The sequence below is a fragment of the Halobacillus hunanensis genome (genome assembly GCF_900166655.1).
Taxonomy (GTDB): Bacteria; Bacillota; Bacilli; order Bacillales; family Halobacillaceae; genus Halobacillus_A; species Halobacillus_A hunanensis.
In genome coordinates this window covers 315,001-327,765 of the sequence record NZ_FVZB01000005.1, presented here as the reverse complement: position 1 = coordinate 327,765, position 12,765 = coordinate 315,001, and the positions used below count along the sequence as shown (strand labels likewise).

General features: G+C 44.1%; 11 protein-coding genes, 2 tRNA genes and 2 rRNA genes (1 of these 15 only partly in view). 2 read left to right on the top strand and 13 right to left on the bottom strand.

Translation table 11 applies throughout. From position 1 onward, the window contains the following. Nucleotides 1-38: 38 nt before the first annotated feature. Nucleotides 39-1,366 (bottom strand): IS3 family transposase gene (locus B5354_RS02670; protein WP_139377037.1). Its coding sequence is split into 2 segments (ribosomal slippage): nt 39-994 and nt 994-1,366, totalling 1,329 coding nucleotides; the frame shifts between segments, so codons are not numbered across the junction. A 147-nt stretch (nt 1,367-1,513) separates the two neighbouring features. Then, nucleotides 1,514-2,926 carry an MDR family MFS transporter gene (locus tag B5354_RS02665; RefSeq protein WP_079525669.1) on the bottom strand — a complete coding sequence of 471 codons (1,413 nt, stop codon included), beginning with the start codon at nt 2,924-2,926 and terminating at the stop codon, nt 1,514-1,516. Nucleotides 2,927-3,079: 153 nt separating this feature from the next. Here B5354_RS02665 and B5354_RS02660 point away from each other — a divergent pair, with 153 nt between their 5' ends. After that, nucleotides 3,080-3,265, top strand: coding sequence for a hypothetical protein (locus B5354_RS02660; protein WP_079525667.1), 186 nt, complete (start codon nt 3,080-3,082; stop codon nt 3,263-3,265). A 67-nt stretch (nt 3,266-3,332) separates the two neighbouring features. Here the strand turns inward: B5354_RS02660 and B5354_RS02655 are convergent, their stop codons facing one another. Next, nucleotides 3,333-3,977: a redox-sensing transcriptional repressor Rex gene (locus B5354_RS02655; RefSeq protein ID WP_079525665.1), complete on the bottom strand. Its 645-nt coding sequence runs from the start codon at nt 3,975-3,977 to the stop codon at nt 3,333-3,335. 4 nt (nt 3,978-3,981) lie between these two features. Continuing rightward, nucleotides 3,982-4,476, bottom strand: coding sequence for a cyclic pyranopterin monophosphate synthase MoaC (moaC, locus tag B5354_RS02650; protein WP_079525663.1), 495 nt, complete (start codon nt 4,474-4,476; stop codon nt 3,982-3,984). Between the two features lie 158 nt (nt 4,477-4,634). Between moaC and B5354_RS02645 the strand changes: the two genes are divergently transcribed. Beyond that, entirely contained in the window at nt 4,635-6,569 is a 1,935-nt protein-coding gene (locus tag B5354_RS02645; protein ID WP_079525661.1) for an ABC-F family ATP-binding cassette domain-containing protein, read from the top strand. A gap of 323 nt (nt 6,570-6,892) precedes the next feature. Here the strand turns inward: B5354_RS02645 and tsaD are convergent, their stop codons facing one another. From tsaD to B5354_RS02600, 9 genes are all read right to left on the bottom strand, one after another. Continuing rightward, nucleotides 6,893-7,930 (bottom strand): tRNA (adenosine(37)-N6)-threonylcarbamoyltransferase complex transferase subunit TsaD, encoded by a 1,038-nt coding sequence (gene tsaD, locus B5354_RS02640; RefSeq protein WP_079525659.1) that lies wholly within the window; start codon nt 7,928-7,930, stop codon nt 6,893-6,895. After that, nucleotides 7,927-8,373 carry a ribosomal protein S18-alanine N-acetyltransferase gene (rimI, locus tag B5354_RS02635; RefSeq protein WP_079525657.1) on the bottom strand — a complete coding sequence of 149 codons (447 nt, stop codon included), beginning with the start codon at nt 8,371-8,373 and terminating at the stop codon, nt 7,927-7,929. The genes tsaD and rimI overlap by 4 nt, the downstream gene beginning before the upstream one ends. Then, the gene (gene tsaB / locus B5354_RS02630) at nt 8,374-9,060 is read right to left on the bottom strand and encodes a tRNA (adenosine(37)-N6)-threonylcarbamoyltransferase complex dimerization subunit type 1 TsaB (protein WP_079525655.1); all 687 of its coding nucleotides are present in this window, start codon (nt 9,058-9,060) and stop codon (nt 8,374-8,376) included. Beyond that, nucleotides 9,057-9,512: a tRNA (adenosine(37)-N6)-threonylcarbamoyltransferase complex ATPase subunit type 1 TsaE gene (tsaE, locus tag B5354_RS02625; RefSeq protein WP_079525653.1), complete on the bottom strand. Its 456-nt coding sequence runs from the start codon at nt 9,510-9,512 to the stop codon at nt 9,057-9,059. The genes tsaB and tsaE overlap by 4 nt, the downstream gene beginning before the upstream one ends. Then, nucleotides 9,513-10,484 (bottom strand): thiamine-phosphate kinase, encoded by a 972-nt coding sequence (gene thiL / locus B5354_RS02620; protein WP_079525651.1) that lies wholly within the window; start codon nt 10,482-10,484, stop codon nt 9,513-9,515. 147 nt (nt 10,485-10,631) lie between these two features. Further along, nucleotides 10,632-10,708 (bottom strand) — tRNA-Asp (locus B5354_RS02615). 66 nt (nt 10,709-10,774) lie between these two features. Further along, nucleotides 10,775-10,851: transfer RNA gene (locus tag B5354_RS02610), tRNA-Met, on the bottom strand. A 200-nt stretch (nt 10,852-11,051) separates the two neighbouring features. After that, a 5S ribosomal RNA gene (gene rrf, locus B5354_RS02605) occupies nt 11,052-11,165 on the bottom strand. A 190-nt stretch (nt 11,166-11,355) separates the two neighbouring features. After that, nucleotides 11,356-12,765 (bottom strand): 23S ribosomal RNA (locus B5354_RS02600) (it continues 1,513 nt past the right edge of the window).

Sequence of the window (12,765 nt, the reverse complement as noted above, 5' to 3'; positions counted from 1 at the left end):
ACTGTACCCCATAAAATGGACAGTTTAATAAAAAGCCCCTAGGCTGTTAAAAGGTGACCACGGTATTGTGCCGGGGTCATCTTTTTTAATGACCATTGGTATCTCTCATTGTTGTAATACTCCATGTAACCTTGAATTGCTTCCTTGACTTCAAATATGGAAGAGCACGATTTAAAGTCGATGCCATCCTTCATATGTCCAAAAAAGGATTCCATCGGAGCGTTGTCCCAACAGTTTCCACGACGAGACATCGATTGGTTCATCCCTAAAGCTTTGATCTTCTTTCGGAATTCAGGGTGTGTATAATGCACGCCTTGATCAGAATGGATCAAACATTCGGGATGAGGAATAAAGTCCTCGCGTTCCATCAATTTATCAATCGTTTGGTACACTAAATCCATCTTTAAAGAAGTGGAAAGGTGATAAGCCAGGGCTTCTCGTGTCGCTCCATCTTTGATGACCGATAAATAAGCTTTGCGTCCCTCCGCGTAATAAACGTATGTAATATCCGTGAGGAGAACTTTGTGAGGCTCTCCCTGATTGAAGTGGCGTTCCAGCTTATTTTCACAGGTTTTGTGCTCTTGCGTTGCTTTGGCGATTTGTTTGTATGGATTGGCCACGCGTATCTTACACTTGAGATTATATTTTTTCATGACACGACGGATGCGCTTATGGTTCATGGTGATGCTTTCATCGTGCTCTAAAAACATCTTAATCTGTAGGGCTCCTACTTTTCCTTGATGGTTATCATATACCTTCTTGATCACCTTGTAATCTGCCTCATCCTTCTGTTCTTTACGATGGCGTGTATCCTCTGCCTTTAACCAGTTATAGTAACCGGATCGGCTGACACCAGCGATTTCACAGAAATATTGAATGAGATACTTCAGTCCTTTTTCCCGCAAAACCTGTTCAATCAATGTGAATTTTTCAGATGGAGTTAACGTTTCTTCTTCGCCTGCCTTTCGAGTTCCTCTAGCTTTTTTATGAAGTCTAATTCAGCTTCTAAATACGCAATGCGAGCTTCCGCCTTCTTCAGCTTATCCTCCGCAGATAAATGATTCGTGGATGGACGGCCTGTGGATCCCTTTCCCCGACGTTCCTTGTAGAAGCCATCTTTGCCATACTTGTCATAGGTCTCCCGCCAACGCTTTAAACACTCTTTAGGCTTCTTGGAGCCGATAATATCCATATCAAAACCTTTTTCAGTAAAGATCTGGTGGGGGCCTTTTCCAGCTAAGTTTTCCTTCACGGCAGCTAATTTGAAATCTGGAGAATACGTAATGGAACGGTCGGATACTTTCATGACATTCGGATTGGATTCTAGTTGTTGCCTTTGGAATTCAGTAAAGATAATAGGGGACATCTCTATAACCTCGCTTTGTTTATTAGTTTAATTATAAATGTAGATTCGAGGTCGTGAAACACAAAAACCCCGAATAAGGGCACTTTTTTAGAAGTGTCCATTATTCGGGGGATAGTTCACCCTGCTCTATTAAGCGGTTCTTTTTTATTAAGCTCGTTCCGTTTGTTGATCATTCTGCACGCCTTTTAAAATAAACGAAAAAGGAATGGCGAGAGTGAGTACGCCTGCTGAGACGAGGAACGCTTCATTCAATGTCTGGAGCGTGGCAGCCTGCATGCCCACATCTGGAGCTGCTGCAATTTGTGTTCGTCTCACCTCATAGTAAATGGAAAAGAAAACAATGCTGAGCGACGAAGAAATTTGCCTGATGATATTGTTCATAGCCGATCCTTGCGCTACGAGCCTTTCGGGAATAGCATTCATTCCTGACGTTGTAGCAGGCATGTTCCCCATTCCCATTCCTAATCCGCGGATTGTATTTAGGACGATGATCAGCCAAAACGGGGTGGAGAGCTGCAGCATTCCTAGTCCAAATGTAGCTCCAGCCATGATGGCCAGCCCGGGTGGCACAACATATTTCGGACCTTTCTTATCAAGCAGGCGACCTCCGATAGACATAAACAAACCACTGGCCACTGCTGCAGGGAGAAACAGAAGTCCTGTCATAACCTCCGACAAACCATACACATTTTGGATAAGTAATGGCAATAAAAAAATCCCTGAAAATAGCCCGATAGATGCCGAAGAAGTAACAACAATCGAAAACGTGTACGTCGGAACCTTAAACACAGACAGATTAAGCAATGGATCTCGTTGGCGATTTTCATAAAAGACGAATCCAACTATTGCTAATAAACCGCCGGCTATTAGCAATATATTTAAAGGATCACTTAACGTCTCAACGCTGCGTCCTCTTCCTAATGCATACAGAATCGACCCGATCCCGACTGTTATCATGATAAATCCGATATAATCAAAACGCTTTTCCGGATTAGTTTTCGTCGGTTCAAGAAACTTCATAGATAAAATAAGCCCGCTAAGTCCAAATGGAATGTTAAAGACAAATAGCCAGGGCCAGTCCAAAAATTGAATGATTAGGCCGCCGACTGTCGGCCCAACTGCCGGGGCAACCATGGCCGCTACCCCATACACTCCTACAGCCAGTCCCCGCTCCTCGCGGGGAAATGAATTAAAAATCAGGGCCATCGCGATGGGCATCATCAATCCGCCGGCCATCCCCTGAATAGCCCTCGAGAAAATGATCATGCCTAGTGATTGCGAGAAACCCCCACATAACGATCCCACAATAAAGATGCATAATCCCGTTACATACACCTTCTTTTTTCCAAAACGATCTCCAAAGTATCCTGTTAACGGCATGGTCATCCCCATCGAAACCATGAAAATCGTCAAAATCCACCCTACCATCACTGCATTAGAGTTAAAAATTTCAATGAACCTTGGCAGTGTGGGATTGAGCATACTGTTATTTAAAATCACTGTAAAAGTTCCAAAGAGCACAGAAATGACAACCAGCCACTTGTGGGGCAATTTCTTCATTCTTCCCCCTCCCTCCATTTTCCAGACATATAAGCTATTCCTTTTATACCCCTTCATACCAAGCAATAACCTCATTTGATGGAACTTGAGAAACTATGGTTCAGGCACAAAATTGGATAATTTTCATACACTATCCTAAAAGGAGGGGCTACTATGAACCATTTAGCTTTGCTTTACTTGGCATGTATTTTAGCAGGTTTCGCCTTAGCCAACTTACCAACCTCATCAGTGATTACCGCTGGAATCGTCAGCTTCTTTAATATTATTGGTGGAATTGCGATCATCGTCTTCTCACTGGCATTGTTGTATCTCGGTGTCAAAGCTCTCATAAATAAGTAATTCCGAAAGTATAAAGAGACCGCCTTCATCAGGGCGGTCTCTTAATACGATAAATTTCCTTAGGATCTTACGCTTCTTCTATTAAAGGGTAATGCTTAAGAAAATACACAAGGGCCTGCAGTTCAATAGCCAGGTCTATATGATGAACCCGTACGCTTGTGGGTACTGTGATCCGAGCCGGCGTAAAGTTCAGCACACCTGATATTCCCGCTTTCACCAGTCTATCAGCAATCCCTTGAGCTGCTGAAGCAGGAACTGTTAAGATCGCAACATCTATACCTTTCATATGTTGTTCTAAGTTATCAATGTGCTCAACTGGCACGCCGCCAACTTCTTCTCCAATTCGGTCCGTATTCGCATCGAAGGCTATCTCTATTCTAGTGTTATTGTTTTTCGTAAAATTATAGTTCAGGAAGGCTGTTCCCAGGTTTCCGACTCCTATTAGAGCAACTTTAGTCGTCTCGTCCTGATCTAAAGTCTTTCTGAAAAAGGAGAGTAAATACTCGACATTATATCCATAGCCTTTTTTTCCGAGGGCTCCGAAATAGGAAAAGTCCCTGCGGATCGTGGCCGAATCAACTTTCACAGCTTCACTGAGCTCTTTCGAGGAGACGCGCATCTTCCCCTGGCCATGGAGGTTGTTCAAAAAGCGATAATACAACGGCAGCCGCTTCGCTGTCGCCTGTGGAATCTTCGTATGCTCTACATCCATTTCTCTACCTCCTCGATCCGTCTTCTCTCCGGTAATCTCCGCTCTTTCCACCTGTTTTCTCCTCTAGAAAAGTAGGCCCGATCACCATGCTTTTATCCACTGCTTTACACATGTCATATACTGTTAAAGCTGATGCCGAAGCGGCGGTTAAAGCTTCCATCTCTACTCCTGTGCTGCCCTTCGTTTTCACCTCTGCTTCAATCAGCAGCTGATAGCCATTATTCACTTGCCAATTAAAACGAACGTCAATCCCCTTTAACGAAAGTGGATGACACATTGGGATCCAATCCGGTGTCTTCTTCGCTGCCATGATGCCGGCTATTTGAGCAACAGCTAATACGTCACCCTTTGCCATCGTCTGGTTGGTTATTTTTTGATAAATCGATTCATTCACAGTCACGCTTGTCTTCGCTACAGCTGTCCGAACCGTATCACTTTTTTCAGATATATCGACCATTCTGGCGCGTCCCTGGTCATTAAAATGAGTAAATTCAGCCATGTCCAAACTCCTTTTTGCCAAATCAGTTAATTGAAACAGTACTCTTATTCTATCAAAAAATCAACTCAAAGTCGTTGAGGCGTCCCTTAAATAGAAGCTGCACGTCTTGCTACTCTTGACCCATATAAGATACACTTAATCCATTGAGGTGAAACGACATGATTCTCATGCAATTAAATCAATTAACGAAGCGTTTTGGCGCTGAGTTAATTTTATCGAATATTAAACTGGAAGTTCAAATGAATGACCGTATTGCTGTTGTGGGCCGAAATGGGTCTGGCAAAAGTACTCTGTTAAAAATGATGGCGGGGGAATTGAGCTATGATTCTGGGGATATTTTCAAGCCTAAAGATGTAACGATGGAGTACTTGGCTCAAAATACCGGACTAGATTCTGAGGAATCGATTTGGAACGAGATGGAGAAGGTATTTGCTCATTTAAAAGGGATTGAAAAAGAATTACGTAACATGGAAACAGAGATGGCGGATCCAGACCTGCTTGATGATCAAGAGGCCTATCAGAAATTGCTGTCAAGCTACGATGAGCGCCAGGATTATTTTAAACGCGCAGGCGGCTATCATTATGAAGCAGACATAAAAGCTGTCCTCAACGGATTGAATTTTCATGACTTCGATTGGAATACGCCGATCACTTCCTTAAGCGGAGGGCAGAAAACCCGACTGGCTCTAGGGAAACTGCTGTTAACAAAGCCTGACGTTCTGATTCTTGACGAGCCGACCAACCATCTGGATATTGAAACTCTCTCCTGGCTTGAAGGCTATTTGCAAGGGTATGAAGGGGCCGTGGTGATCGTTTCCCACGATCGTTACTTCTTAGATAAGATTGTGAATACGGTTTACGAAATTGCCCATCAAGGTTCAAAAAAGTACCACGGGAATTACAGTAATTATTTGCAAAAGAAAGAAGCCGATTATGAACTTGAATTGAAGAACTTTGAGAAGCAGCAGTCGGAAATCAAGCGAATGGAAGAATTTATCCAGAAGAATATTGTGCGTGCCACAACTAGTAAGCGTGCACAAAGCCGCAGAAAGCAGCTTGAAAAAATGGACAAGCTGGATAAACCGAAAACCGATCAATCCTCTGCTTCTTTCAGCTTTCAAGTGAATAAGAAGAGTGGAAATGATGTGTTGAAACTAAATGATTTATCTTTCCGATATGACCCTGATTCTCCTTTGTTATTTGATCATCTATCGATAAATTTACAGAGAGGAGATTCAGTTGCCTTAGTCGGACCAAATGGCGTCGGAAAAACAACTTTGCTCAAAACCATCATTGGGGAATTAAAAGCAAGCGGTACAATGGCGGTTGGAACCAATGTTCAAATTGGTTACTATGACCAGGAACAAACAAAGTTAAACTCGAAGAAAACTGTATTAAATGAACTCTGGGATGATTATCCTTTGAAAAATGAGAAAGATATTCGCACGATACTCGGTAATTTCCTGTTCTCCGGCGACGATGTGCTAAAGCCGGTTTCTGCTTTAAGTGGGGGAGAAAAGGCGCGTTTATCTCTGGCTAAGCTTATGATGCAGGAAGCTAATTTCCTCATCCTTGATGAGCCGACAAACCACTTGGATCTTGATAGTAAAGAGGTTCTTGAATCAGCTCTTATTGATTATCCGGGAACATTACTGTTCGTTTCTCACGACCGTTACTTTATCAACAAAATAGCTACTCAGGTTGTTGAGATGCATCCGAAAGAAACACGTACATTCCTCGGTGATTATGATTATTTTGTTCAGAAGAAACAAGAGGAATGGGAGCTTCAACAGCTCCAGGAAGCCGAATCTGCCAACAGAACTACAGAGGATAATAAAGAAGCTCAAACTAAAAATAGTTTTCAACAGGATAAGGTCAACAAACGAGAAGAACGCAAACGCCAACGCAGAATTACTGAGATTGAACAAGAAATTGAAGAAATCGAAAGTAAAATCGAAGAAATTGATTCTTTATTGTGTGATCCCGAGGTTTATCAAGATCACGAGAAATCTCTCGAACTCACAGAAAGCAATCAAAGCTACCAACAACAAATCGAAACCCTCATGGAAGAATGGGAACAACTCCATATATAAAACCATAAAATTACCACCTCAGGTCATCCAGAATCTGGATGACCTGAGGTGGTTTTTATTTCCACTTTGAATGCATATAACCGTATGAGTTAATTTTTGATATCCACAGCTTATTCAGTCTTATTAATTTGATATAACAGTTCTCAACAACCTTATTCACACAATCCACAGAAACAACCTAAGTTATCCACATTTTTGATAACGATATCATGTGAATTATACCTTTTTCTTCCTACACTTATCCACTGTATAATTATACAATTGTGTATAACCTCTTAATAAAAAAAATTTCCTTCAGAGCTCCAAAGGAAAGTTTAGCATGTCTAATCATTGTCGCTTCGCTGACCATATCTTTCTAAACTTAAAGCAGGATTTGCATTCAAATCATAGCCTGCTCTGTGTCCCTGATTAAAAGCTACAGCCCCTGCCGCAGCAATCATGGCAGCATTATCCGTACATAAATGTAAGGGGGGAATTAACAGTTCCGTATCAGTCCCTTCAAATTTATCATGAAGAGCTTTTCTCAACCCCTGATTCGCTGCCACACCTCCAGCAACAATGATTTGTTTTACTCCATAATCTATTGCCGCCCGATATGCTTTTGTGGATAACACATCCACGACACTCGCTTGGAAACTTGCAGCTACATCCTCAGGTTTAAGGATCTCTCCCTTTTGCTTCGCATTGTGCAACCTGTTGATAACTGCAGATTTCAAACCGCTAAAACTGAAATCATAAGAATCTGCTTCCAGCCACGCTCTCGGAAAGTCAATAACTTCTTCACCTTCCGCTGCTAACTTATCGATATGAGGACCGCCTGGGTAGGGAAGCTTAAGTGTGCGCGCTACTTTATCATAGGCTTCTCCTGCCGCATCGTCCCTTGTCTCACCAATGACTTCAAAAGATCCGTGTTCCTTCATTAAGATCAGCTCAGTATGCCCGCCTGAAACCACTAATGACAGCAAAGGAAATGTAAATTCCTTCTCTAAGCGATTAGCATAAATGTGCCCGGCTATATGATGAACCCCGACAAGCGGTTTTCCTTTTGCAAATGCCAGCGCCTTTGCTGCATTTACACCAACGAGCAACGCTCCCACTAAACCTGGGCCCTCTGTAACCGCAATCGCATTCATATCATCTGACTTAAGATCTGCCTCTTCCAGGGCCGCCTCTAAGGTTAGTGTAATTTGTTCTATATGGTGCCTTGAGGCAATCTCAGGAACCACTCCCCCAAACCGCTTATGACTTTCAATTTGGGAAGCCACGACGTTCGCTACTAAGTCCCGTTCATTTTTAACAATGGCCACGGCCGTTTCATCACAACTTGTTTCAATCGCTAATACGTATTGATCCTGATTCATTTTAATCCCACCCACATCACTAATGCATCTTCGCCATTATCTGTATAATAATTTTTCCGAACGCCTCCAGGGACAAGTCCAAACTTACGATAGAGATGTTGAGCTGGTGTATTCGAAACACGTACTTCTAAACTTAATTGAATCGCACCCATCTCAATCGCTTCTTCAAAAGACTTTCGAAAAAGCTGTTCCCCATACTTATTCCCTCTATAATCAGGATGGATCGCAATATTTGTGACATGGGCCTCATCAATAATCAGCCATAGACCACAATAGCCGAACACCGTCCCATCCTGTTCAATTACCAAGTAATGGGCATACGGATTCTCTCCGTTAACCTCATTCATAAATGTATCTTCGGTCCAGGGAACAGCAAATGTTGCATGCTCTACTATCATAACTTGCTCAATATCTTCAACCTTCATCTCACGTATGATCACCATTTACTTCGTCTCCTGCTCCGCAAGCCACTTAGCCTCTGCCTCTGGTAAACGTAAATAGTTAGGAACAAGTCCATGGATACCATCTGACTCTTTCTCTGCCCCTGCTAACGCTATTAATGAGGGACGAGCATAGTGGAAAGCAGCGCTTGGAATAACTGCCTGTTCTCCAAGTGCCTCGATAATCATTTCTTTAAATCCCTGTATATCCTGACTTAAAAATAGAATTGACTTATCCATGCCTTTTAGCTGTTCCAGCCAATCTTCCATCAAGATGTTTACCTCATCCTTAACCAGTTCCATGTTTCCATCATACAAGCCCGTGTACACGAGCCCCCTTCTCGCGTCAAAAAAAGGACAAACATAACCATCGAACAACTCACCCTGTCTTGCTACAGCTTCCAGACTCGATATGCCGACAGCCGGAATATTCAATGACCAGGCCATTGTCTTAGCTGTAGTTAATCCTATCCTAACCCCCGTATAGGAACCAGGTCCGTGAGCAACAGCAATACGATCAAGTTCTTCGGGTTTAGTAGCTGTCTCGCTCATAAGCTGTTCAATCGCCGGCATTAGGCGAAGAGAATGATTCTTTTTGATATTCGTAACAAACTCACCCGTTACGACTCCATCTTTTATGACGGCAATTCCCATTACGTAATTTGATGTATCTATGGCTAACACATTCATTTTCTAAACTCCTTACAAATCTCTTCAAAATGGTTAGAGTACGGCTGCAACTTTATTCTCCGCTTCGTCTCACTCAGGTACTCGATTGTAATATCTAACCTTTCGTCTGGCAAATATTCCTTAATAAATTGAGACCACTCGACAACCGTCACTCCGTCTCCTTCAAAAAATTCCTCAAAACCTAAATCTTCATCACTATCCTCAAGACGATACACATCCATATGGTATAGAGGAAGTCTGCCCATGTACTCTTTTATAATGGTAAACGTAGGGCTATTTACCGTCCGTTTGACACCAAGCCCCTTCGCAAGTCCTTTCGTAAATGTTGTCTTGCCAGCACCCAAATTGCCTTCCAACGTCAGCACATCTCCTGGAGTTAGGTACTGGGCTAACTCCTCCGAGAAGAGGAGAGTCTCCCCTTCAGAGTCTGTCGTCCATTCATATCTTTTCACTTAATCACGACCTTCTTGCAAATGTGTGTACCCTGATTTTTCCAATCGTTCAGTCTGTCCATCCTTGGTTAAGTATACCAGACCCTCGCCTTCTGTTGCGTCCGATACATATCCAATTTTTGTGACTGTTAAATTTACATCCTCAGCTTTTTGCTGAACTTCCGGCCATTCACGCTCTGAAACCGCCCCGAGTAATTCAAAGTCCTCACCGCCAGATAGGATCCATTCTTGATATTGATTAGGAAAAAGCTCAGCTATGGAAGGGTGATAAGGAGTTGAGTCGTAAGTAATATGTAGATCTACACACGAAGCTTTAGCCACTTCATTTCCTTCACTGGCAATACCATCACTCACATCGTTCAATGCTACCCTATTGAGTGAACCTAATTGTTCGGCAAAAGTCACACGAGGGGTTGGCTCACAATGCCTTTTGATTAAATATTCGTTGTTTATATTCTTTTTCATGCATTCAAGGCCAGCTCTCGAGTCACCCAAGGTCCCCGTAACAAAAAGTATATCCCCGGGGAGAGCAGCTGTACGATATCGCGCCTTGTTCCTTTCCACATATCCGAACACTGTAATGGAGATTACGAATTCCTTCCCAGATACCGTATCTCCCCCAATCATGTCCATCCGATACTCATCACCAAGAGAATTCATTCCACGATATACTTCTCTCAATTCTTGTTCCTCCCAATCAGAGGGGATAACAATCGACACCATGAAAAAAGCAGGCTCTGCACCCATAGCAGCCAAGTCACTTATATTAGCAGCTAATGCTCGGTATCCAATAAAATAAGGTTCCATAGCTTCTCGTGAAAAATGAACACCATCTACCATTGTATCTACAGCCGTGACAATATCTCGTGTATTTTGCCGAAAAACAGCAGCATCATCATCAATTCCTTTAATGAGTGAGGATTGACGGTAGCTGTTAGGTTTAATTGAGTCAATAAAAGAAAATTCATCCATGTGAGATTCCTCCACTGTTAACAGTCATTATATTTATTATACCAATGGAAGCTACTATTTAAAAAAACCTAGTGAAAAATATCATAATAATTAAGAAAAGCCTTAGGAAAGTATTCCTAAGGCTTGGAAAGTTAAATTTAAAGTTAATGGCGGTCCGGACGGGACTCGAACCCGCGACCTCCTGCGTGACAGGCAGGCATTCTAACCAGCTGAACTACCGGACCAGTTCTTTTAAAAACTGGTTTTAAATCATTCAAGAGATCTATTGTTTCATGTTACTGTAAGTATTTTGGTTGCGGGGGCAGGATTTGAACCTGCGACCTCCGGGTTATGAGCCCGACGAGCTACCAGACTGCTCTACCCCGCGATAATGTGGATGAACCTTTTATTCGGTTCCCATAATATTTTTTGTAAGACTGCTCCTCACGTTGCAAGTGACTTCAGGGAAGCCTACGCTCATCGCAAGACCTACAGGGATGTTTTAGCAAGAAGTTTTTCGGTCTTGCTCTACCCCGCGATAATGTGGGTGAACCTTTATTTGGTTCCCATAATAAATTAATATAAATGACGTGGCCGCGTCCTACTCTCACGGGGATCGACCCGACTACCATCGGCGCTGAAGAGCTTAACTGCTGTGTTCGGCATGGGAACAGGTGTGACCTCTTCGCTGTCGCCACCACATCATGTTGTTAAGAAGGGTAAACCTTCAAAACTGGATAAGACACTCAAGTTATCAAACATATTTTATCATCTAGCTCCGACTCCCAAGTCCTCATGTTCTAAGCTATCTCCCCTCAAGGCTGAAAAACCACAGCCTTAATGTGAGCTTGCTTAGCCCAGCGGACTTAAACGGTCGTCTCCGCTTTTGAATATAGTTAAGTCATCGATTGATTAGTATCCGTCAGCTCCACGTGTCACCACGCTTCCACCTCGGACCTATCGACCTCATCGTCTCTGAGGAATCTTACTTACTTGGCGTAAGGGGAAATCTCATCTCAAGGGGGGCTTCATGCTTAGATGCTTTCAGCACTTATCCCGTCCACACGTAGCTACCCAGCCATGCTCCTGGCGGAACAACTGGTACACCAGCGGTGTGTCCATCCCGGTCCTCTCGTACTAAGGACAGCTCCTTTCAGATTTCCAACGCCCACGACGGATAGGGACCGAACTGTCTCACGACGTTCTGAACCCAGCTCGCGTACCGCTTTAATGGGCGAACAGCCCAACCCTTGGGACCGACTACAGCCCCAGGATGCGATGAGCCGACATCGAGGTGCCAAACCTCCCCGTCGATGTGGACTCTTGGGGGAGATAAGCCTGTTATCCCCGGGGTAGCTTTTATCCGTTGAGCGACGGCCCTTCCATACGGTACCGCCGGATCACTAAGCCCGACTTTCGTCCCTGCTCGACTTGTAAGTCTCGCAGTCAAGCTCCCTTGTGCCTTTACACTCTGCGAATGATTTCCAACCATTCTGAGGGAACCTTTGGGCGCCTCCGTTACTCTTTAGGAGGCGACCGCCCCAGTCAAACTGCCCACCTGACACTGTCTCCGAACCGGATCACGGTCCTGGGTTAGAATGTCCGTACAGCCAGGGTGGTATCCCACCAGCGCCTCCACCGAAGCTAGCGCTCCGGTTTCTCAGGCTCCCACCTATCCTGTACAAGCTGTACCAACATTCAATATCAGGCTACAGTAAAGCTCCACGGGGTCTTTCCGTCCTGTCGCGGGTAATGCGCATCTTCACGCATAGTATAATTTCACCGGGTCTCTCGTTGAGACAGTGCCCAAGTCGTTGCACCTTTCGTGCGGGTCGGAACTTACCCGACAAGGAATTTCGCTACCTTAGGACCGTTATAGTTACGGCCGCCGTTTACTGGGGCTTCGGTTCAACGCTTCGCGCTTACGCGCTAACGCATCCCCTTAACCTTCCAGCACCGGGCAGGTGTCAGCCCCTATACTTCGCCTTACGGCTTCGCAGAGACCTGTGTTTTTGGTAAACAGTCGCTTGGGCCTTTTCACTGCGGCTCCTCGGCAGAGGAGCACCCCTTCTCCCGAAGTTACGGGGTCATTTTGCCGAGTTCCTTAACGAGAGTTCTCCCGCTCACCTTAGGATCCTCTCCTCGCCTACCTGTGTTGGTTTGCGGTACGGGCGCCTCTTTCCTCACTAGAGGATTTTCTTGGCAGTGTGAACTCAGGAGCTTCGGTACTTTAGTTCCCTCCCCGTCACAGCTTGACGTTGCCGAGTGGATTTGCCTGCCTCGACCGTCTCACTGCTTGGAC